Source organism: Streptococcus sp. 27098_8_91, assembly GCF_041432385.1.
In the GTDB taxonomy this organism is placed as follows: Bacteria; Bacillota; Bacilli; order Lactobacillales; family Streptococcaceae; genus Streptococcus.
The window spans coordinates 1-20,463 of sequence record NZ_JAPVZN010000012.1 but is presented as its reverse complement, the minus strand read 5'-3'; the positions used below and the strand labels follow the sequence as shown (position 1 = coordinate 20,463).

Genomic DNA, 20,463 nt, shown 5'->3' with positions numbered 1-20,463 from the left:
TGATTTAACTCAAATAAAACATGAGTATACCCGCTGCAATGGCAACATTGAGACTTTCCGCCCGGCCCTTCATGCTGATATGAACCAGTTGGTCCGCCTGGTCTGCTATGAATGGACTAATACCTTGACCCTCATTTCCCATGACTAAGGCAAAATCCTCTAGGCAAGCCAGTTCACGATAATCTTTAGAATTTTGAGACAAGGTAGTTGCCAGAATCGGTAAATCGCTCTTTTTAGCTTGTTCCACAAACCCTTCGACAGACATACGATAAATCGGCAAATGGAAATGACTGCCTTGCATGGAGCGAAGCGTTTTGAGGCTATAGATATCTGCTGACTTGCTTGAAACGATGACTCCAGAAAAACCTGCTGCATCTGCCGTTCGGATCATTGTGCCAACATTTCCAGGATCCTGCACGTCTTCCAAGAAAAGATATTTTCCAGAAGTAAAATCCGGCAACTGCTCCTCTTCCTTTTGGACAATGGCAACGATACCCTGAGGAGTTTGCGAATCTGCTAAATCAAGCAAGATTTCTTCAGTAACAAAGACAGTCTGAGGATAGTCACTTAATTTTTCGCCATACTCTGCAAGGGCAAATATTTTCTCAATCTTTGCACCAGCCTGAATAGCTTCTTCAAACAGATGCCAGCCCTCAATCAAGTAAGAGGTTTTCCGATATTTTTTTTGATGTAATTTTTTGGCATTTTTCACCACAGAATTGGCTTTAGAGGTTATAATAGTCATAGAAATATTATAACACAATCAAGGAGGTTTGGTATGCAAAAGGTTAAAATGATCGCTCAAGGTCGCGTCCAGGGAGTGGGCTTCCGCTGGGGTGTCTATAGTCTGGCTCTAGAACTAGGTGGCATTACGGGTCGTGTCTGGAATAACGATGACGGAACCGTTGAGATTCTGGCCCAGGCTGAGTCTTCAGCCATCATGGCCAAGTTTATCCAAGAAATTCGAAAAGGCCCTACACCTTTCTCTAAAGTAACCTACCTAGATGTGCAAATGAGTAACTTCCCATCCTATTCGGATTTCAAAGTCGCAAATTAGGTCCAGAGAACTATTGTATATTTTCCAAAAAAACAGTAGAATAGAAAGGTATAATTTTTAAAGAAGGAATAAAAACAGTGAAATTAATTAAAAGAATCGCCCTCTCTATCATGGGAGTGGCTATGCTATTAGTCTTAACAGGCTGTGTTCAGGTTGATAAAACAACAGGACAACCAACAGGATTTATTTGGAATACCATCGGAGCACCAATGGGGGAAGCCATCAAATACTTCGCCAATGATATGGGACTCGGCTTCGGTGTCGGAATTATCATCGTGACTATCATTGTCCGCTTAATTATTCTCCCACTTGGTATCTACCAATCATGGAAGGCAACACTTCACTCTGAAAAGATGAATGCCCTCAAACATGTCCTTGAACCACACCAAACTCGTCTCAAGGAAGCAGAAACACAAGAAGAAAAACTCGAAGCCCAACAAGCTCTCTTTGCCGCTCAAAAAGAGCACGGCATCAGTATGTTTGGTGGCGTAGGATGTTTCCCTATCCTCCTTCAAATGCCTTTCTTCTCAGCTATCTACTTTGCTGCTCAACATACAGAAGGCGTTTCTGAAGCTAGCTTCTTAGGAATTGCACTTGGTTCTCCAAGTTGGCTTCTCGTAGCCTTCGCAGGTGTGCTCTATTATCTCCAATCACTCCTTTCTCTACATGGAGTTGAAGATGAGACTCAAAGAGAACAAATCAAGAAGATGCTCTATATGAGTCCTCTCATGATTGTCATGTTTTCAATCTTCTCGCCAGCCAGTGTCACACTTTATTGGGTTGTCGGTGGTTTCATGATGATTCTCCAACAATTCATCATCAACTACATGGTTCGTCCAAAACTTCGTAAAAAAGTACGTGAAGAATATGCCAAGAATCCACCAAAAGCAAGTAAAACTGCAGCTACTCGTAAAGATGTAACCCCTGAACCAGCAACAGCTATCACAACTTCTAACAAGAAGAAAAACAAAAAACGCAATGCTGGAAAACAACATTCTAGATAAAAAATAAAAGGCTTAGCTTAAATGCTGAGCCTTTTCTATAGTCAAAAAGAGGCCGAGAAAAAATCTCGACCTCTTCTTTCATTTTATCCATGTACACGTTTCATGTAATCTTGATAGCTTTCTGTATCCATCAATTCCTTAGCATTCTTAACACGATCTGCTGTTGGAGGTTTAACTCCTTCAAGTGAATACGGAATCCCAAGCTCACGCCATTTGAACTCACCCATAGTGTGATAAGGCAAGATTTCAAACTTATCAACATTTTTGAGAGTTTTTACAAACTTACCAAGTTCAATCAAATCTTCATCGCGGTCTGTCAATCCAGGTACAAGAACGTGACGAATCCAAACAGGTTTACCGATTTCTGACAAGTACTGAGCACAAGCCAGAATATTTTTATTGGTTTGACTGGTCACAATCTTGTGTTGTGCTTCGTTAATCTCCTTGATATCAAGGAGTACCAAGTCTGTCACGGCCATTAACTTGTTGAATTTTTCTAGATAGCGTGGTTTGTTACGGAATGGAAGGGCACAAGTATCCAAGGTACAGTGGATACCCTTTTCTTTTGCCTTGGTAAAGAGAGCAATCAAGAAATCAATCTGCAAGAGGGCTTCTCCTCCGCTGACTGTGATACCTCCCTTGTCTCCCCAGAAACCACGATAGCGAAGTGCTTCTTCCAAGACATCATCTACTGTTCGTACACGAGATTTATTAGTTTCCATAGCCCAAGTATCAGGGTTATGGCAGTATTGGCAACGCATCTGACAGCCTTGCAAAAAGACAATAAAACGAATTCCAGGGCCATCTACCGCCCCAAAACTCTCTGTCGAATGCACCATTCCTGTCACTTGTCCATAGTCAATTATTTCCTCAGACATATCGTTACCTTCCTTGAAAACGTTTTATAGTCTTTATTATACCATGACTGAAAAGAAAAACCACAGATTTTGCCTATTTTTTAGAAAACAATCTGTTTTTCACTTTCAACTTTCATGATTTTCAAAATATTTATTAATCCTTGTCAAAATCAAACCCATAGAGAGTCGCAAAATAATCCTCTGGTCGCTCTGCTCGGCGGATCAAGCGTGCTCCACCGTCCTCTGTATAGAGAATTTCTGCCGAACGAAGCTTGGCATTGTACTGGTAGCCCATAGAGAAGCCATGCGCACCTGTATCATGAATGACTAACAAATCACCAATTTCTGTTTGAGGTAGTTCACGATTAACTGCAAACTTATCGTTGTTTTCACAAAGAGAGCCAACAACATCAACTACTTCAGTCTGACCATCAGGATGCATCATATTAGTAATATGATGGTAAGCACCGTACATAGCCGGTCTCATAAGATTGACAGCTGACGCATCTACTCCTAGATAAGTACGGTAGGTTTTCTTTTTATGAGTAACTTTTGTGACGAGAATGCCATGAGGTGCCAACATGAAACGTCCTAGTTCTGTAAAAATCTTAACTTGACCAAGGCCTGCTGGTGTCAAAACCTCTTCATAAACCTGACGAACTCCCTCACCAATCAAAGCGATGTCATTAGGTTCTTGATCTGGGCGATAGTTAACCCCGATACCTCCAGAAAGATTGATAAAGTCCAGTGAAATACCTAACTTTTCCTTGATTTCTACCGCTAACTCAAAAAGCTGACGTGCTAATTCTGGATAGTAGAGATGGGTCACTGTATTTGACGCTAGGAAGGAATGAATCCCAAAGGTTTTAGCTCCCTTTTCTTTCAAGATGGCAAAGGCTTCAAAAAGCTGTTCCTTAGTCATCCCGAACTTAGCTTCACCAGGATTATCCATAATGTCCGTGCCCAGTTCAAATACGCCACCAGGATTGTAACGGCAAGAGATGATTTCTGGGATGCCTGCTGCACGTTCCAAATGCTCGATATCTTCAAAGGCATCTAAATTAATCGTCGCACCTAATTCACGAGCATAAGCATACTCTCTATCTGGGGTGTTATTAGATGAAAACATCATATCCGCCCCTGTAAACCCAAGCTTGTGACTCATTAAGAGTTCTACATAACTAGAACAATCCACTCCACATCCTTCTTCTTGCAAAATCTTCAAGATAGCTGGTGTTGGGGTTGCTTTAACTGCGAAGTATTCTTTAAAGCCCTTATTCCAAGAAAAGGCCTTGTTTACTGCGCGTGCTTTCTCACGAATCCCTTTTTCATCGTAAAGATGGAATGGGGTTGGAAACTCCTCAACAATCTTTTCTAAGGCATCACGTTTAATAAATGGTGTTTTCATAGGACTCCTTCATATTCATTATCAAAGAAAGGCTGGGACGAAAGTTCCAACCTTTGTATTTCAAGTCAATTCTTATTTTTCTGTATCGAAGATATTTCCAACTTCAACAGCAATTTGTTGGTTCTTCACATCAATGTTCGTGACTCTCAAGAGTGACTTGTAGTCGAACTGTTGTTCACGGTCTTCCTGTGCATTATCAGCAAAGACAGCTACACCAGCCAACTCTGAATCAAACTCAGACAAGAGGCTAATCATCCCGTTAATGGTTCCTCCACCCTTCAAGAAGTCATCGACGATCAAGACACGACTTCCTGCTTTGAGGCTACGTTTTGAAAGGAACATCTTTTCGATACGATCACTAGAACCTGAAACATAGTTGACACTAACAGTTGAACCCTCAGTGATTTTCAAGTCGCGACGGACAATGACAAATGGTACGTTGAGGACATTTGCTACTGCATTTGCGAGCGGAACCCCTTTGGTCGCAACAGTCATAACGGCATCAATCTTCTGATCCATAAAGCTCTTAGCAATAATGCGACCGATATTTTTCAAAATAGCTGGAGTGCTCAATAGGTCAGATAAATAAATGTAGCCACCTGGCAGAATGCGGTCACTCTCTGAAAGTTTATCACGAAGCTCTTCGATAATCGTTTTAGACTCAAGAGTAGAGATCGATGGTGTAAAAATAACACCACCACCAGCACCTGTCACCGTTTGAATATGACCGATTTCAATTTCTTCGAAAGCACGTTTAATGATGACGATATCTTCAGAAATAGACGATTTGGCAGATTCATACTTTTCCGCAAAGGTGTTGAGACTGGTTAATTTGTATGGATTGTTAATCAAGTAATTGGAAATGACAACCATCCGATCACTTCTTCTTAATTTCATTATATTTTTACCATTCTTTTTTATTTAGTCTTTTTCTCATTATATCACACTAAAGCAAAAAAACGAACTTTATTGCCTAAATAAAGTTCATTTTTTTAGTTTCTAGTCTAATTTTGGCTTGTAGAAGGAACGATTGTCCATAGCAAATACTTTATTGGTCATTTCTCCCTTATCAACAAGGGCCAGAGCTGTTGTCATCATCATCATGCTGGCATCCAAATTATCAATCATATGAATAATTTCTGCTTCCATCACTCGAGGACGAACTGGACTACCATACTCAAGGAGACCATGATGACTGAGAATGACATGGCGAAGAAGTACAACCTCTTCTCTGGTATCATCAATGCCAAGTTCCATTACCGCTTTGGTAATTTCGCTATCAATCAGAGCGATATGACCGATAAGGTTTCCTCTTACTGTGTACTCTGTCTGGTCAGGACCTGTCAACTCAATAACCTTGGCAAGGTCGTGCAACATAATTCCCGCATAGAGCAAGCTCTTATTGAGCTGAGGATAAATATCTGCAATTGCTTCTGCCAAACGAACCATAGTGGCAGTATGATAAGCAAGACCTGTTTCAAAAGCATGATGGTTGGTCTTAGCAGCTGGATAAGAGTAGAATTCCTTGTCATACTTGGTGTAGAGATTCCGAACAATTCGCTGCCAAATTGGATTTTCAATTTTAAAAATCATCTGCGCCATATACTCACGAATCTCTTTGGCATCTACTGGAGATTTAACCTTGAAGTCAGCTGGGTCATTTGGTTCGCCAGGTTGTGGTAAGCGAAGGGTGATTTGATTAACCTGAGGCGTATTGTTGTACACTTCACGACGACCTTGCATATGGACTACTTTCCCTGCTGTAAAGGTTTCAACATTGTGGGGTTGAGCATCCCAGAGCTTCCCTTCGATTTCTCCACTATCATCTTGGAAGGTGAAGGCTAGGTAGTTTTTCCCAGCACGTGTCTGTCTCAGGTCAGCTGACTTGATCAGGTAAAAGCCTTCAAAAAGCTCATCTTTCTTCATGTGACTAATCTTCATATTCTTCCTCATCTTCTTGGAATTGTAGCAAATCAAGCGCAGGCTCACCTTCTGATAACTCAATGTGACGAAGCGTTCGCTCGATAGCTGTAGTACGACGGTTTAATAAATCATCAATATTGCCAGAGGCATGTTGGAGATGTTTTTGTGCCTTGACCAGAATACCTCCAAACTTGCCAAATTCTGTTTTGACACTAGCTAGGGTTTTACTGATATGGTCAGCACTCTTTTGGATATTGAGAGTCTTGAAGCCAACTGATAAGGAGTTAAGAAGAGCCGACAAGGTACTTGGACCTGCAACAATAATCTGTTCCTCCCGTCTCAAATCATCAAAGAAAATCGGATTGCGAACGATTTCCGAATAGAGACCTTCTGTCGGAACAAATAAGACTCCAAAATTAGTTGTCCGAGGTGGCGCCAGGTACTTACTCTTGATATCCTTGGCAAAACGCTTGACACTTGCTAAGAGAGACTTACGGCAGCGTTCGATTTCATCCTTATCACCTGCTGCATAGGCTTCTTCCAGACGGTAATAATCCGCCAGGGGAAACTTAGAATCAATCGGTAGATAAACATATTCCTGGTCACCTTGCCCAGGTAACTTGATGGCGTATTCCACACGTTCACTAGAGTTTTCAACCGTTGCAAATTCTCGTTCATACTGGGCAGGTGTCATGATGTCTTCAATAATCTGCCCCAGTTGTAATTCACCTAGAATTCCTCGGGTCTTGGTTCCAGAAAGGACTTTATTAAGCGCACCGACATCTCGCGCAACCGTCTGCATTTCACCCAGACCTCGATTGACAGATTCCAGTTGTTTAGAAACCGTCTCGAAGGATGCTTGCAAGCGAGTTTGCAAGGTCTTTTCTAACTTTTCCTCGACTGTTTGGCGCATCTGTTCCAAGCGTTGCTCATTTGATTCCTGCAAGGCTTGGAGACGTTGGTCGGTCTTATCTCTGGTTTGGAGGAGGTTCTCATTCATTTCCTGCCGAACCTGAGTCAGACCCTGATGCAATTCGATACGCACTTCCTGCAAGCGATCACTGACAGCCACTTCAAGATTTTTTTGATCAATCTGACTAGCTTGTCGAGCTTGTTCAAAGCGATAATCCAGCTGGTCTGAGAGATTATCTGCCTGATCTTCTAAACTCTTGGTCAAATATTGCTCCTGCTTGTCCTGCCTTTGCCAAATCAGAAAAAGCCCGGCTAGGTTAGCAATTAATAACAGTAGTAATACAATCTCCATCCTACCTCCTGTCCTTGCTATGCAAGACAACCACATAGCCATCTGGGCAAGTCACTGACACTTCCCTATCTATATATTCGTTAGAAGCGTAAACTTTCTTAAAGAAAAAATTCTCCTCTGTCAGTTCATACTTGGCACCGAGTATTGTCAAACGACTATCCCTCACAGGCATAAAGGCCAAATAATCATAGTCCGAACGTGGTTCTAGCTGACTGGTCCCTTCTGGGCAATAGCTAATCAAATTTTGCCCATCCTCAATCTCTATTTGACGCATATAGGGCGCCAATTTAGGATTGCTAGGCAGAAAGACATTGGCCAGCATATGGTCGATGCGACCACCTAGGGCACCAAAAATGGTCACTCGAGCTTGAGGATCCTTTTCAAAAACCGTTAAAAGTGCTAATTCCAGATCCGTATCATCTTTTTCTGGCTGGGCTTGGACAAAGTGATGAGCACGCTTTTGAATCAACTGACGTTCTTCTACAGTCACAGAATCAAAATCCCCAACGGCTATAGTAAGAGGAAGTTCTTCCTCCAGTACCCAGAGTGAGCCACGGTCCACACCGACAAAGCAATCAAAATCTATCCTATAATGTCCACAGTCTCCACCAGCAAAAACTGCAACTTTAGTCCAGTTGTTTTCGGAGAGCTTGCACTCGTTCATTGACATCTCCCTTAAAGACATAAGATCCTGCTACAAAAACTGTTGCACCAGCTTCCTTGGCTTGAGCAATCGTTTTATCATCAATCCCGCCATCGACTTCAATTTCAAAGTTCAAATCTTTTTCCTCGCGAAGGGTCACCAACTCACGAATCTTATCCATGGTTTCTGGCAAAAAGGCTTGTCCACCAAATCCAGGGTTAACCGTCATGACCAAGACTTGATCAACTAAGTGAAGCACGTGCTTGATAACCTCAACAGGTGTTCCAGGATTGATAACAACCGAAGGTTTAACACCGAGAGAACGAATCTTTTGAAGAGCGCCATGGATATGAGGTGTTGCCTCTACGTGAATGCTGATGATATCCGCCCCTGCACGCACAAAATCTTCTAGATGGTGTTCAGGATTAGAGACCATCAAGTGGCAATCAAAAACCATCTTGCTATGGGGGCGAAGGCTTTCGACCACACCTGCACCAAAGCTGATTTGTGGCACAAAGTGACCATCCATGATATCGATATGGGCATATTCTGCCCCAGTTTCTTCTAGGCGTTTAATTTCACGTTCAAAGTTGGCATAATCTGCTGCCAGAATTGACGGAGCAATCTTGTATTGAGACATAGGTTTCTCCTTATTTTGGTATTTTTTTGCTGACTTTTTTATAGGTTTCTCTACGATTTTCAATCTCACTGAGGAATTGCAAATAGTTGTCAAAACGGAAGGTAGCAATAATCCCCTCTTCTACTGCTGGTTTGACTGCGCAAGATGGCTCATGGGTATGAGTACAAGTACGGAACTTGCAGTCTCGGCTAACAGAAGCAATTTCTGGAAAGGCCTGATTAAGGTCTTCTGCTGTTGTCACTTCATAATCCAGCGATGAAAATCCTGGCGTGTCTGCGATTTTCCCACCATTGAGATTGTAAAAACTAACAGCTCGAGTAGTATGGCGACCACGACCCAGACTGTCTGAGATTTCTCCTGTTTCGAGATTGAGGTCAGGTGCAATTTTATTAAGAAGGGTTGACTTCCCAACACCTGTTTGCCCCATAAAGACTGTAACCTTGCCTGTTAACAAAGGAAGGAGTCCCTCTTTACTGGTCACAAAGTCGTAGCCGATATCACCATAAGTCTGTTCATAAAAATCCAGTTCTCCTCTATCTTCCAACAAATCCATTTTGGAAATATAGACGATGGGATGAATGCCCTTGTGCTCTAAAAGAACCAAGAAGCGATCCAGCAAGTTGCTATTAAAGTCAGGTTCTTTAACGGACATAATGACAACGGCTTGGTCAATATTGACAATGGGTGGACGAACCAGACTATTTTTTCGTTCGTGAATCTTGAGGATATAACCCTCGGAATTTTCCTCCGCAGAAAAATCTACCCAATCTCCAACATAGGGCGTATGGCCTTTTTTTCGAAAATTCCCACGAGCGCGTGTTTGATAAACCTGGTCCTCACTCTCCACATAGTAGAAGCCAGCCAAGGCTTTAATGATTTGTCCCTGCATCTTAGAGTCCTTGTCCTTTAAGCGCATCTGCTAGACTAGCAAATTCTTCTAAGCCAAGAGCTTCACCACGTATACTTGGTGACAAGCCTGCCTGGTCCAAAGCCTTGGTCAGCTTATCCTTGATTTCCTCAGTTTTCCCAAAGTAACCAGTCAAGTTGTTCCACAAGGTCTTGCGACGATGAGTGAAACTAGCCTTGGAAACCTTAAAGAAGAAGTTCTCATCTTCGACCGCAACCGCCGGTTCTGGACGGCGTACCATTTTCAGGATAGCTGAGTCCACATTTGGCGCTGGGACAAAGACTGTACGAGGCACGATAAAGGCAACCTTAGCTGTCATGTAATACTGAACTGCAATCGATAAACTTCCGTATGCCTTGGTATTTGGTTGAGCAGAAATACGATCTGCCACTTCTTTTTGCATCATCACCACAAACTCACTAAAAGGAATGCCACTTTCAATCAAGTGCATGAGAATAGGAGTTGTGATATAGTAAGGCAAGTTAGCTACTACCTTAATTGGTAAGTCAGGATTTTTAAAATTTTGGATATGCTGGACCAAGTCAACCTTTAGAATATCTTCGTTAACTACGGTCACATTGTCAAAATCACGCAGGGTATCTGCTAGGATTGGCACCAAACGGTGGTCAATCTCAAAGGCCATAACTTCTGCAGCACGCTCAGCCAAAAATTCCGTCAAGGCACCAATTCCTGGACCAATTTCAATAACATTGACCTGGTCATCAACTTCAGCCGTATCCACAATTTTTTGGAGGATATTGGTATCGGTCAAGAAATTTTGCCCGAAGGATTTTTTAAAGGTGAAACCGTGACGCTCCAGTACTGCCTTGGTCACGCTATAATCTGCAATTCTCATTTATTCTCTTTTCTAATATTAAAGAACTTTCTAATCTTGAGTTCTTCCTTCTTGTTCTTCACTAAGCTTTTGCATGTCTTTAAAAGCTGTTAGACTAACATAAGCACCTGCTTCATAGTATTCTGTTGGGTTTATGGCATAGTCAAAGCCTTCAATCATGCCTCCAGCTTCTTCAATCATGCCATTCCACTTTTCATCAAAGACCATTCTCAGACGTTTCCAATCGGTAAAGACTGGGACGGAATTTCGTCCATCTTTTCCCTCTCTAACGGGAATATTAAAGTTTGCATCTTTTTCCAAAACAAAGGAATTCCCTTCTGAATTATCCTCTGGGAATCCTGATGCTGCATCTAATGGAAGCAAGAATTTTGCTTTAGGCATAGCCATAGAGAAGAACTTGTAGTAAAGCCCATAAACTAGTTCTTGCTCTTCTGTAGTCGGTTGATCCATCTGTCCCATCAGGAGCATCCACCTTACCAGGTCAGGATTCATGACAGGCACTTGTATTTCTGGCAAATCAGAAAAATCTGGTTTTTGGACCAAGGCTGAGGCACTGATGCTAACTTCCTTGGAATTAAAGATTGCTCCCAAGGCACCATTTAAGTAAAAGGCTGTTCCAAGGAAATTCTCAATCCCTTTTTTATCTTCCGTATTTTCAATCAGTTTTACGACAGAGTTTGGTCGACTATCAATGGTTTCCTTGAATTGGCGATACCAAGATGGCGTCAAAAGCATAATCATGGGATCCGTACAGAGATACCCCTCTTCTCCCCTGTCATAGGTAGTTGAGAAAAGATAGGGTTCACCTGTTTTTTCTGAAAAAACTGCATAAACTGAATCTGCTGCTAACAACTTATCCTTGACAATTTCTGCTAGACGCTCCAACTTGCGGGTGTTAGCTTGATAGCTTTCTTCACTTTCAGTTTCCTGATTTTGACGGCATTTCCATAAAAAGAGGCGTAAAATCTCTACGCTATCATCAAGGCTAGCTGCCAAATAGTCTTCATTAGTCAATTGACCTTCTTGGATGGCTACAAAAGCACGATAAAGAGCATCTGAATAGCTAGATAATTTTTGCTCTTCCTCGACACCCGAACTAAAGAGCACACTTCCTTTTTTCAGTTTATCAAGAGAAGGAACCCTATCAACCACAAGATGCGCGAGAACTTCATCAGTAAGACTATCTGCATCCTTATTTTGACTGCTGAGTTTTTTAACCTCTACAGTACCAAGAACGTCCATTCCTTGGTCAGGATTGCAAAATTGCAACTGATCCCCAACCTTGAGACTTCCTTCTAGACTCCCAACAATCAATAATTGATTCGTTTCCTTCATCGGGAACAAATCCAAAACTCCCACACATGCATCGTTTTTAGAATCATCTCTTTCTTTCTGTGCTTCAGTTATTTCAGTTGCCTCTGCAGTTTCCGTCTTTTTTAAAAAATCAAAGATTCCCATAACTTTTCCTCATTAACTCCACACAAGGCTAATCCCGTGGAGCACTTTTCTAATGCTTGCTATCAAGCCTGATTAAACCGTATATGCTTACTTCTATTGTATCATATTCCCCTACATTTTGGGACGGTTTCTCAATCCTCATACGATTTCATGGCATCTTCAACTTCAGCTAAACTGATGCCAAATAATTCTAAACGCTTGAGAAGTTGTTTCCCATTGGAATAACCGATACGAAGATTCTCCCCTAGATATTCTCTACGTTTTCGACTATCTGATCCAGCCAAAAATCCCAATCGAATCAAGTCACTACGGCTAATGTCAAAATCACTTTCCGCTTCAAATTGCTCTGTGACTTGTTCCAGCGCTGTTTTCAAGTCTTCATAACTGGCATGTTCGATTCCTAGAGAACGTCCCTTGGTCTTGGACTTAGGAACTGCCTCATCACGTTTGAGAAAGGCGTGTTGCACTGTTGGAATGGTCGTCATAATCAAACGACGAATGCGTTCCCCATTAAAGTCAGGATCTGTAAAGACAATCACCCCATGATGTTGGTGTAGACGTTGGATTCGTTCAAGATCTTGCTCATTGATAGCAGAGCCACGAGTCTCATAGGTCTCCACATCAAAATAACGTTTGAGATTGGCCGTATCATCACGCCCTTCGACTACGATGACTTGGGAAATTTTCTTTTTCATAATTTACTTTCCAGTCCAAAAATTCGTTCCGCATTTGCACTTGTCGCAGCAGCTAATTCTTCTGTTGTCATGCCACGCAAATCTGCAATAAAGTCCACTACATAGCGTGTGTAAGCTGTCTTGTTTTCACGACCACGCTTGGGTACTGGGGCTAAATAAGGCGCATCTGTCTCTACTAAAATCTTATCCAAAGGCAATTCTTTGGCTGCTTCCTGAATGTCTGTCGCTTTTTTAAAGGTCACAACTCCGGAAAATGAAATGGTCATACCTAACTCCACAAACTTTTCAGCCCATTCCAGAGAACCTGAGAAGGAGTGCATGATGCCACCACGGGGACCGACTCCCTCACTTTTGATAATTTCATAGGTATCTTCTAGCGCATCACGGGTATGGACCACAAAAGGCAAGTCCAGTTCCTTAGATAGCTGAATCTGACGACGGAAAACTTGCTCCTGCACTTCTTTAGGGGCTGTCATCCAGTGATAGTCCAAACCAATCTCACCCAAGGCAACCACTTTAGGATGTTTGAGCTTGTCCAACAGGTATTTCTCAACGTCTTCTGTATAAGTCCCTGCTTCTGTCGGATGCCAACCAATCGTCGCATAAAGTTGGTCATATTCTTCCACCAATTCCAAGGCAAGCTCAATAGTCGGTTTGTCAAAACCAACAATATTCATCCGAGTCACACCCATTTCAGCTGCTAAGGCTATTTCTTCTGCTTCTCTTCCTGAAAATTCTTCCACATTCAAGTGGGTATGTGTATCAAAAATCATTTATATTCCCTCGTTTTTTCTACCTTCTATTATACCAAAAAACTAGTCTCATTCTTATAGGAAAAAATATTTTGAAATCATTCATTTTTTCTTGACTGCTTATTTTCATAGCAGTATAATAGCTCTTGTTGAAATTTTCGGAAAAGGAAAGAAAATGTTTACAAAATTAAAATATACCTTTATTGGTCGTCCTCTTAAGTCCTTGACTGAAGGCGAGGGAGGACTACTTGGAAAAACACAGGCACTTGCAATGCTTTCAAGTGATGCCCTATCTTCTATTGCTTATGGACCTGAGCAGGTCGTTCTTGTCTTGGCTAGTCTATCTCCGCTTGCTATTTGGTGGAGTCTCCCTATCGGCATTTTTGTCCTCTTGCTACTTGCTAGTCTAACCATTTCTTACCGACAAATCATTCACGCCTACCCTCAAGGTGGGGGTGCCTACATGGTAACACGAGAAAATCTTTCTCCTGAGCTCGGTTTGATTGCCGGTGGAAGCTTGCTTGTTGACTATATGCTAACAGTAGCCGTATCCGTGGCCGCAGGAGCTGATGCGATCACAGCAGCACTTCCTGCACTCCATCCCTACAATCTCCATATCTCCATTTTTCTAGTATGTTTGCTCATGCTTTTGAATCTGCGTGGCTTGAAGGAATCTGCCAGTTCTCTGATGATCCCTGTCTATCTCTTTATCTTTAGCACGGTCTTCCTCTTATTGTTTGGTATCTTCCAACTATTGACAGGTTCTCTCAGCTATCATGCAACTTCTGCAATTGGTCAAACTGTCCCAAGTCTCTCAATCGTCCTGATTTTAAGAGCCTTCACCAGCGGTTCAGCTTCACTAACAGGGGTTGAAGCTATCTCAAATGCCGTTCCATTTTTCAAAACTCCCAAAGAGAAGAATGCAGCTCAAACACTGACCATCATGTCTCTGATTCTTGGTTTTCTCTTTGCAGGAATTACCTTCCTAAACTACTGGATGGGGATTACACCTCAACACGGAGAAACAATCCTCTCACAAATGGCTAAAGGAATTTTAGGGGATTCAGCTCTCGGTCAGATTGTTTATTATCTCTTCCAATTCTCAACTGCCCTAATCCTAGCCGTAGCTGCAAATACTGGTTTTTCTGCCTTCCCGATGTTGGCATACAATATGGCTAAGAACAAATACATGCCCCATCTCTTTATGGAAAAGGGAGACCGCCTGGGTTATTCAAACGGTATTTTGACCTTAGCCTTTGGCGCTATGATCCTTCTGCTCATTTTCAACGGAAATACAGAACGCTTGATTCCTCTTTATACTATTGGAGTTTTCGTACCTTTCGCACTTTCTCAAACAGGGATGATTCGCCACTGGAAAAAAGAAAAAGGCTCTCATTTCTTAAAATCTGCCTTTGCAAATATCCTAGGTGCCATCATTTGTTATGCCATCGTTCTTATCTTACTCTTCTTCAGACTTGGAGATATCTGGCCCTTCTTCCCAATTATCCTAGTCTTAACCTTCCTCTTTTTGTCCATCCACAGTCATTACCAAAAAGTGGCCAAACAACTTCGACTTTATGAAGGAATTCAAAAGAAAGCCTACGATGGCAATGTCGTCCTTGTCTTAGTAGGAAATGTTACTCGAGTCAGCGTTGGAGCGATTAACTATGCTCAAAGTATTGGAGATGAGGTTTTGGCGATGCACATTTCCACCAAGGAAACTGAGGAAAAAGACCAAGAAATTCTCCACGAATTTGCCGACTATTTCCCAAATATTACCTTAAAGAATATTAATACTAGCTATCGCGATATCATCACACCTACAGTTCGCTATGTTCGAAAAATCTCTCAAGAAGCCAAGAAAAAGAACTACACAGTTACAGTTCTAGTACCCCAATTTATCCCTAACAAACCTTGGCAAAATATCCTACACAATCAAATGAGCCTCAAATTAAAATATGCTCTCAGATGGCACGAAGATGTCGTCGTTGCCAGCTACTCTTATCATTTGAAAGAATAAAGAAAAGGCATTACCAGAATAAGCTTCTGGTAATGCCTTTTTTCTGAATCTAGTCCTAAAATTAGACTTATACTCAATGAAAATCAAAGAGCAAACTAGGAAACTAGCCGCAGGCTGCTCAAAGCACTGCTTTGAGGTTGTAGATGAAACTGACGAAGTCAGCTCAAAACACTGTTTTGAGGTTGTGGATAGAACTGACGAAGTCAGTAACCATACTACCTACGGCAAGGCGACGTTGACGCAGTTTGAAGAGATTTTCGAAGAGTATTAAAATTTTATTGATAACCTTCTTCTATCGAACGTGGTTAGCCAAATCTTCTTGGGCTTTTTTATTTGACTCCGCTTTTTCTTTTTGCCATTTTTCATAAAGTTCTTGATACTGTTTAGCAGTCACTGGTTCCTTTTGCAATTCAAGGTATTTGTAATTATCCGCATCTCCTTTGTGCCCAACAAACGAGAAGGCACCTGTAAACGGAACTGTCTTACGGAAGATAGGATTAGCTCCTCCACTTTGAACTGGTAGGAAGAGGGCACTATCTGTCAACCAAGCTTGAACTTCGGCAAATTTTTCATAACGTGTTTGCGTATTTTCATTCTCTTTATCTGCCGCATCCAACAACTCCTTGTAGGTAGCTAGACCGAGTTTTTCCTTGATATCATTGTCTTTTCCTGGAGTCAAGCCAAGATTTTTCAACTGAGAACCAGAGTCTGGATCCAAGAGGTCAAGATAGGTCTTAGGATCAGAGTAATCTCCGCTCCAACCTGAGATGTCGATGTCATAGTCCTTTTGTTCAGCTGTATCAGCAAAGAAGGTTGCATTGTCTTTCTCATCTGGAGACAATTGAATGATATCAATCACAACATTATCTGAACCAAGCGTTGCTTCAACGGTCTGTTTAAAGGAGCTTGCCTGCTGAACGTCCAACTTAGCAGTTTGGTCTACCAACATGTCCAAGTGGATAGGGAAGGTCACGCCTTCTGCTTGCAAACTATCTTTAGCCTTGGCTTTTTCAGCCTTGGCTTTTTCAGGATCCAAGAAAGCAGCTTGAGCATCATTCAGATTGATATTTGACCACTCTGTACCATAGTTGACCATCTTTTCATTGACAGCATCTCCAAAGTTTTTGCCACCGATTTGAACAAAGTTACTTGGTGTGACTGTGTTTCTAAGGATTCTATCAGCCCCATCTTCTCCATTCGTCTGCGCAGCATAGGCATGACGGTCAAAGGCAAAGTTAATAGCTTGACGGAAGTCTTTATTTTGCATAGCCAGACGAGAATCCGTCTTTTCTTTGTCCGTCTGTTTCATGGTTTGCTTGTAGCTTTGACGATTGACATTGAAGAGATAGTAGAAGGTTATAGCGTTTTGAGGAGTATAAGTAATCTTGTCCTCATTCCCTTTTTTCAGCTGGTCAAAGACTGAGCTTGTTGGGAAGATACGCCCGTCTGTATAGTTGCCTTCCAAGAATCCTCTAGCCAAACTGTCTTGATCTGAACCATCATAGAAGGAAAGTTTTACTTTCTCAATCTTCACATTGTCCTTGTCCCAGTAATTAGGATTCTTTTCAAACTCAATTAAAGATTTTGATGTGAATGATTTAAATAAGTAAGGCCCATTTGACAGGATACTAGATGGAGTTACACTTCCAAATTCATCTCCCTTGGATTTCAAAAAGGCTTCATTGACAGGACTCAAAATTCCCCCAGTTGTCTTAGAATTCCAGTAGGACTCAGGCTTGTTCAAGGTTTATTGGAGAGTATAGTCATCGACTGCCTTGATACCAACAATCTCAAAGTCTGATGATTGCCCCTCAACATAGTCCGCCAAACCTTTGATAGAGTCTTACACCAAGTACAAGTTTTCTGCCTTTTTATCCGCCGCATACTTGAGACCTGTCACAAAGTCATGAGCTGTTACTTCAGCATATTCTTCCCCTTCAGAGGTATGCCACTTGACACCTTGACGGATTTTATAGGTATAGGTCAAACCATCTTTTGATACTGTCCATGATTCAGCCATGGAAGGAACCAGATTGCTATACTTATCATTTTCCAACAGTCCATCAATCAAGTTTGTCGTAATGCTAGACGTCGAGCCACGTGTCGAAGTAATGTAGTCTAGTGTATCTGGATTGCTAGCAAATGGTTTTATCAGATGCATTTGACTGTGTCGAGCTACAAGCTACCATCAAGAAGCTAGCACTTAAAATTCCAGCCCCTAGTAAGAGAGCTTTTGATTTTTTCATAAATATTCTATTATAGAAAAAATAGAAAGCTTATACAAACTATTATTTTAGAGCAAAACAAAAGCCAGTAGACTCGAGTTCCTACTGACTTCTTTGTTGAATTCGTTTGGATTATGCAGCCAAAACTTTGCGTCCTTTACGACGACGAGCTGCCAATACGCGACGACCGTTTTTAGTTGACATACGGTTACGGAATCCGTGTTTGCGCGCACGACGTAGTTTACTTGGTTGATAAGTACGTTTCACGATGAATACCTCCTCATAGATTTTGTATTCGTTTAGCCGGCTATAAAGTGATCAGTTACTAAACATACTTTACTATTCTATCTGATTCTTTCGCATTTGTCAATAGCTCTAGCAAATGTTTCCAGCTTTTTTGCTGGGGGGATAATTTGAAAATCCTTCCAATTTACTTTCGAAATCTATAAAATATCTAATGTACTAGTAATTTACCCAATTGGTACACTCAAAGTTCCAAGTTTTTCCTCTTGAACCCTTCCGCCTGCCTATTAAATGTAAAAGGTGCTTTCTATATTTTCCTTCTGTCACTTCTTGCATTTAAAAAGCAACAACACCGTAGGATGACGATTCTACCGTCTTTTAATTGGCAATAAACAAGATATTTAGTAATAATCCTTTCTAGTTATCATCGATTAAATCTCATTTTTAAAAAAACTAATATGTGTAGTTAGCTAAAACCTCTATCTATTTTTCTTAAACAACACAAAAACGCTCTAGACGTAAAAATAGTTGTTATCCTAGTTGATTAAAAAAATCTCTGATTTCCTCATCTTTTATAAAATAATATATAATTTTCCCCTCTCTTCTAGTGTCCAAGATGTTTTGATTGGCTAGTTTACGAAGATGGTGGGAGGCAGATGCCATACTGAGATCTAGTAAACAGGCTATATCACAGACACAGAGTTCTTCAACAGCAAGGAGATAAAAGATGATATTTATCTGTTTATTATCGGTAAACTTTGTTAAAATGCGAAGTGATTTTTGGACTTTTTCCTTTTCAAGGTAGTTCATTGCGGTTGTAACATTTTGTTGATTTATAATATTCACTTGGCAGATACTATCTTTTTTCATAATATTTTCTCCTAGCCTAACATAGTCCATAGCATGTCAAAGCTGTTGTTTTCAATCAGGATATACATCCCCAATCCTAAATAAACAACGGCAATAAACCATCTGCTATATTTTTCCAAAGTTTCTCCAACAGAAGGGACTTGTGCCAATTTTTGGGCAGAAAAAACCAAGAGATAAATCATGACTAGAAAGGTAAGTAAAGCCACTATCAAATTCGCTAAATTTAAGGTAATAAAATATGGGACAAAAACACCAATATTGTCAGCACCACAACTTGCAAAAGTAATCATAGCGACTAGAAAAATCAGGTTTTTATTATCTTTGCGCAAACCATCTTTTGCAATAGCTTCTCCATCAGAATCTCCTAAAAGCAAAACTTTGAGTCCTAGGAAAATTGGAATCAAACCGAGCAAACCTAAAATCTCTTTACTAGGAATATAATTTAAGACAAATGCAAAAAGTAAACTTAGCAATATTAGACTAACAGAGCCTAGAAATTGTCCTAAATAGATGTTAATGATGTCTTTTCTGCTTTTTCTTTTGGCGAAAAATAACATTAGGATAATAAGTAAGTCTACGGCTGTCCCAGAATACAGGATTATTGAAGTAACAACATTTTGAATCATAAAACACCTCATTCAAATATATTTTTGAATGTATTTTAACATTAAACTTTGTAGATGTCAACTTCAGCTCCATCAAAATATAGATAAGAAGGTAGTGTACCAAACATTAAAAAGCTCTGCCATCGAAATGATAGCAGGGCTTAATTTCAATATCTAAATGATATATTTATCTAAAAAAGGTAGTGAAAAAGGTAGAGTTTGAATTGAAATACAGTGCAACATATCGCATTTGGCAAAAAGAAAAAACGCTTTAAATGTACTGATCCCAAAAAGTTAGACAATTAATTTAAGCAAAGGATTTAGTTCTGTATTGTACAGGACTAAGTCCTTTTAGTTTTACCTTAATTCGTTTGTTGTTGTAGTAATCAATATAGTCTACAATAGCTTGTTCCAAGTGCTCAAGTGACTGAAACGTATTCTCATAACCATAAAACATTTCAGTCTTAAGAATGCCAAAGAAAGATTCCATCATACCGTTATCTGGGCTATTCCCCTTACGTGACATAGATGGTTGGATTCCCTTATTCTTTAAAAAATGATGATAAAAATCGTGTTGGTATTGCCATCCTTGGTCACTATGGAGAATCGTATTCTCATAGTACTTCTCTGTGAAGGCCTGGTTTAACATAGCTTCCACTTGTTCTAAGTTTGGTGAAGTTGAAAGATTATAGGCGATAATTTCGCTATTAAAGCCATCTAAAACTGGTGATAAGTAGAGTTTTTGACTGCTTGCTGGAATGGCAAATTCTGTCACATCTGTGTAGCACTTTTCCATTGGTTTGGCGGCTTCAAATTGGCGTTGAATAAGGTTATCTGCTTTCTTACCAACGTCTCCTTTATGAGAAGAATATTTTCGTTTCTGTCGCATTTTAGCTTGTAAATTGAGTACTTTCATCAAGCGTTGAACTCTTTTATGATTTACCAGATAACCACGATTTCTTAGTTCTAAATGAATCCGACGATAACCATAATTTCCCTTATGTTCGATAAAAATGGATTGAATTTCAGCTTTAAG

21 protein-coding genes and 1 pseudogene are annotated in these 20,463 nt (G+C 40.7%); 4 read left to right on the top strand and 18 right to left on the bottom strand.

Features of this window, described 5'->3' with window-relative positions; all coding sequences use genetic code 11:
• Nucleotides 1-4: 4 nt before the first annotated feature.
• Nucleotides 5-745 carry a TrmH family RNA methyltransferase gene (locus O3611_RS09035; RefSeq protein ID WP_371608425.1) on the bottom strand — a complete coding sequence of 247 codons (741 nt, stop codon included), beginning with the start codon at nucleotides 743-745 and terminating at the stop codon, nucleotides 5-7.
• Nucleotides 746-778: 33 nt separating this feature from the next.
• Here O3611_RS09035 and O3611_RS09030 point away from each other — a divergent pair, with 33 nt between their 5' ends.
• Together O3611_RS09030 and yidC are read left to right on the top strand one after the other, a co-directional pair.
• A complete protein-coding gene (locus O3611_RS09030) occupies nucleotides 779-1,057 on the top strand; it encodes an acylphosphatase (protein ID WP_001174500.1) in 279 nt (92 codons plus the stop codon).
• Nucleotides 1,058-1,134: 77 nt separating this feature from the next.
• Nucleotides 1,135-2,061, top strand: a complete 927-nt coding sequence (gene yidC, locus O3611_RS09025) for a membrane protein insertase YidC (protein WP_371608424.1) — start codon at nucleotides 1,135-1,137, stop codon at nucleotides 2,059-2,061.
• 83 nt (nucleotides 2,062-2,144) lie between these two features.
• Here the strand turns inward: yidC and pflA are convergent, their stop codons facing one another.
• From pflA to O3611_RS08965, 12 genes are all read right to left on the bottom strand, one after another.
• Nucleotides 2,145-2,939 carry a pyruvate formate-lyase-activating protein gene (gene pflA, locus O3611_RS09020; RefSeq protein ID WP_001287990.1) on the bottom strand — a complete coding sequence of 265 codons (795 nt, stop codon included), beginning with the start codon at nucleotides 2,937-2,939 and terminating at the stop codon, nucleotides 2,145-2,147.
• Between the two features lie 133 nt (nucleotides 2,940-3,072).
• Complete coding sequence (locus O3611_RS09015) at nucleotides 3,073-4,326, bottom strand: diaminopimelate decarboxylase (protein ID WP_049528287.1); 1,254 nt, start codon at nucleotides 4,324-4,326, stop codon at nucleotides 3,073-3,075.
• A gap of 72 nt (nucleotides 4,327-4,398) precedes the next feature.
• On the bottom strand, nucleotides 4,399-5,223 hold the full coding sequence (gene purR, locus O3611_RS09010; RefSeq protein WP_049528290.1) for a pur operon repressor: 825 nt from the start codon (nucleotides 5,221-5,223) through the stop codon (nucleotides 4,399-4,401).
• 102 nt (nucleotides 5,224-5,325) lie between these two features.
• Nucleotides 5,326-6,267, bottom strand: a complete 942-nt coding sequence (locus O3611_RS09005) for a 3'-5' exoribonuclease YhaM family protein (protein ID WP_075232254.1) — start codon at nucleotides 6,265-6,267, stop codon at nucleotides 5,326-5,328.
• Nucleotides 6,257-7,513: a DNA recombination protein RmuC gene (gene rmuC / locus O3611_RS09000; protein ID WP_075232255.1), complete on the bottom strand. Its 1,257-nt coding sequence runs from the start codon at nucleotides 7,511-7,513 to the stop codon at nucleotides 6,257-6,259. The genes O3611_RS09005 and rmuC overlap by 11 nt, the downstream gene beginning before the upstream one ends.
• A gap of 1 nt (nucleotide 7,514) precedes the next feature.
• Nucleotides 7,515-8,177: a thiamine diphosphokinase gene (locus O3611_RS08995; RefSeq protein ID WP_075232256.1), complete on the bottom strand. Its 663-nt coding sequence runs from the start codon at nucleotides 8,175-8,177 to the stop codon at nucleotides 7,515-7,517.
• A complete protein-coding gene (rpe, locus tag O3611_RS08990; protein ID WP_075232257.1) occupies nucleotides 8,140-8,796 on the bottom strand; it encodes a ribulose-phosphate 3-epimerase in 657 nt (218 codons plus the stop codon). The genes O3611_RS08995 and rpe overlap by 38 nt, the downstream gene beginning before the upstream one ends.
• A gap of 10 nt (nucleotides 8,797-8,806) precedes the next feature.
• Nucleotides 8,807-9,685, bottom strand: a complete 879-nt coding sequence (rsgA, locus tag O3611_RS08985) for a ribosome small subunit-dependent GTPase A (RefSeq protein ID WP_075232271.1) — start codon at nucleotides 9,683-9,685, stop codon at nucleotides 8,807-8,809.
• 1 nt (nucleotide 9,686) lies between these two features.
• Nucleotides 9,687-10,559 carry a 16S rRNA (adenine(1518)-N(6)/adenine(1519)-N(6))-dimethyltransferase RsmA gene (gene rsmA / locus O3611_RS08980; protein WP_075232258.1) on the bottom strand — a complete coding sequence of 291 codons (873 nt, stop codon included), beginning with the start codon at nucleotides 10,557-10,559 and terminating at the stop codon, nucleotides 9,687-9,689.
• A gap of 30 nt (nucleotides 10,560-10,589) precedes the next feature.
• Nucleotides 10,590-12,017, bottom strand: coding sequence for an SseB family protein (locus tag O3611_RS08975; RefSeq protein WP_371608423.1), 1,428 nt, complete (start codon nucleotides 12,015-12,017; stop codon nucleotides 10,590-10,592).
• Between the two features lie 131 nt (nucleotides 12,018-12,148).
• Nucleotides 12,149-12,712, bottom strand: coding sequence for a ribonuclease M5 (rnmV, locus tag O3611_RS08970; protein ID WP_371608422.1), 564 nt, complete (start codon nucleotides 12,710-12,712; stop codon nucleotides 12,149-12,151).
• Complete coding sequence (locus O3611_RS08965; RefSeq protein ID WP_371608421.1) at nucleotides 12,709-13,485, bottom strand: TatD family hydrolase; 777 nt, start codon at nucleotides 13,483-13,485, stop codon at nucleotides 12,709-12,711. The genes rnmV and O3611_RS08965 overlap by 4 nt, the downstream gene beginning before the upstream one ends.
• A gap of 154 nt (nucleotides 13,486-13,639) precedes the next feature.
• Here O3611_RS08965 and O3611_RS08960 point away from each other — a divergent pair, with 154 nt between their 5' ends.
• Nucleotides 13,640-15,484, top strand: coding sequence for an APC family permease (locus tag O3611_RS08960; protein ID WP_075232266.1), 1,845 nt, complete (start codon nucleotides 13,640-13,642; stop codon nucleotides 15,482-15,484).
• Nucleotides 15,485-15,776: 292 nt separating this feature from the next.
• On the opposite strand, the pseudogene O3611_RS08955 reads toward O3611_RS08960, so the two are convergent.
• The 4 genes and pseudogenes from O3611_RS08955 to O3611_RS08940 form a co-directional block, all read right to left on the bottom strand.
• Nucleotides 15,777-17,730: pseudogene (locus O3611_RS08955) on the bottom strand (peptide ABC transporter substrate-binding protein).
• A 111-nt stretch (nucleotides 17,731-17,841) separates the two neighbouring features.
• Nucleotides 17,842-17,976: a 50S ribosomal protein L34 gene (rpmH, locus tag O3611_RS08950; RefSeq protein ID WP_000831905.1), complete on the bottom strand. Its 135-nt coding sequence runs from the start codon at nucleotides 17,974-17,976 to the stop codon at nucleotides 17,842-17,844.
• Nucleotides 17,977-18,483: 507 nt separating this feature from the next.
• Nucleotides 18,484-18,822 (bottom strand): Cd(II)/Zn(II)-sensing metalloregulatory transcriptional regulator CadX, encoded by a 339-nt coding sequence (gene cadX, locus O3611_RS08945; protein WP_049549049.1) that lies wholly within the window; start codon nucleotides 18,820-18,822, stop codon nucleotides 18,484-18,486.
• Nucleotides 18,823-18,833: 11 nt separating this feature from the next.
• A complete protein-coding gene (locus O3611_RS08940) occupies nucleotides 18,834-19,448 on the bottom strand; it encodes a CadD family cadmium resistance transporter (RefSeq protein ID WP_371608420.1) in 615 nt (204 codons plus the stop codon).
• 28 nt (nucleotides 19,449-19,476) lie between these two features.
• Between O3611_RS08940 and O3611_RS08935 the strand changes: the two genes are divergently transcribed.
• Nucleotides 19,477-19,605: a FanG protein gene (locus O3611_RS08935; RefSeq protein ID WP_080979389.1), complete on the top strand. Its 129-nt coding sequence runs from the start codon at nucleotides 19,477-19,479 to the stop codon at nucleotides 19,603-19,605.
• Between the two features lie 129 nt (nucleotides 19,606-19,734).
• On the opposite strand, the gene O3611_RS08930 is transcribed toward O3611_RS08935, so the two are convergent.
• Nucleotides 19,735-20,463, bottom strand: a 729-nt coding sequence (locus O3611_RS08930; protein ID WP_371608419.1) for an IS3 family transposase, incomplete at its 5' end; no start/stop codon positions are given.

What these genes read in the sequence shown, in the direction of transcription:
- cadX (WP_049549049.1), bottom strand. Translation starts at nt 18,822, where the DNA reads ATGAAAAAAGATAGTATCTGCCAAGTGAATATTATAAATCAACAAAAT.
- rpe (WP_075232257.1), bottom strand. Translation starts at nt 8,796, where the DNA reads ATGTCTCAATACAAGATTGCTCCGTCAATTCTGGCAGCAGATTATGCC.
- pflA (WP_001287990.1), bottom strand. Translation starts at nt 2,939, where the DNA reads ATGTCTGAGGAAATAATTGACTATGGACAAGTGACAGGAATGGTGCAT.
- O3611_RS09035 (WP_371608425.1), bottom strand. Translation starts at nt 745, where the DNA reads ATGACTATTATAACCTCTAAAGCCAATTCTGTGGTGAAAAATGCCAAA.
- rmuC (WP_075232255.1), bottom strand. Translation starts at nt 7,513, where the DNA reads ATGGAGATTGTATTACTACTGTTATTAATTGCTAACCTAGCCGGGCTT.
- O3611_RS08935 (WP_080979389.1), top strand. Translation starts at nt 19,477, where the DNA reads ATGTATTTTAACATTAAACTTTGTAGATGTCAACTTCAGCTCCATCAA.
- O3611_RS08995 (WP_075232256.1), bottom strand. Translation starts at nt 8,177, where the DNA reads ATGAACGAGTGCAAGCTCTCCGAAAACAACTGGACTAAAGTTGCAGTT.
- O3611_RS08960 (WP_075232266.1), top strand. Translation starts at nt 13,640, where the DNA reads ATGTTTACAAAATTAAAATATACCTTTATTGGTCGTCCTCTTAAGTCC.
- O3611_RS09005 (WP_075232254.1), bottom strand. Translation starts at nt 6,267, where the DNA reads ATGAAGATTAGTCACATGAAGAAAGATGAGCTTTTTGAAGGCTTTTAC.
- rnmV (WP_371608422.1), bottom strand. Translation starts at nt 12,712, where the DNA reads ATGAAAAAGAAAATTTCCCAAGTCATCGTAGTCGAAGGGCGTGATGAT.
- O3611_RS09015 (WP_049528287.1), bottom strand. Translation starts at nt 4,326, where the DNA reads ATGAAAACACCATTTATTAAACGTGATGCCTTAGAAAAGATTGTTGAG.
- purR (WP_049528290.1), bottom strand. Translation starts at nt 5,223, where the DNA reads ATGAAATTAAGAAGAAGTGATCGGATGGTTGTCATTTCCAATTACTTG.
- O3611_RS08975 (WP_371608423.1), bottom strand. Translation starts at nt 12,017, where the DNA reads ATGGGAATCTTTGATTTTTTAAAAAAGACGGAAACTGCAGAGGCAACT.
- O3611_RS09030 (WP_001174500.1), top strand. Translation starts at nt 779, where the DNA reads ATGCAAAAGGTTAAAATGATCGCTCAAGGTCGCGTCCAGGGAGTGGGC.
- rsmA (WP_075232258.1), bottom strand. Translation starts at nt 10,559, where the DNA reads ATGAGAATTGCAGATTATAGCGTGACCAAGGCAGTACTGGAGCGTCAC.
- O3611_RS08965 (WP_371608421.1), bottom strand. Translation starts at nt 13,485, where the DNA reads ATGATTTTTGATACACATACCCACTTGAATGTGGAAGAATTTTCAGGA.
- rsgA (WP_075232271.1), bottom strand. Translation starts at nt 9,685, where the DNA reads ATGCAGGGACAAATCATTAAAGCCTTGGCTGGCTTCTACTATGTGGAG.
- O3611_RS08940 (WP_371608420.1), bottom strand. Translation starts at nt 19,448, where the DNA reads ATGATTCAAAATGTTGTTACTTCAATAATCCTGTATTCTGGGACAGCC.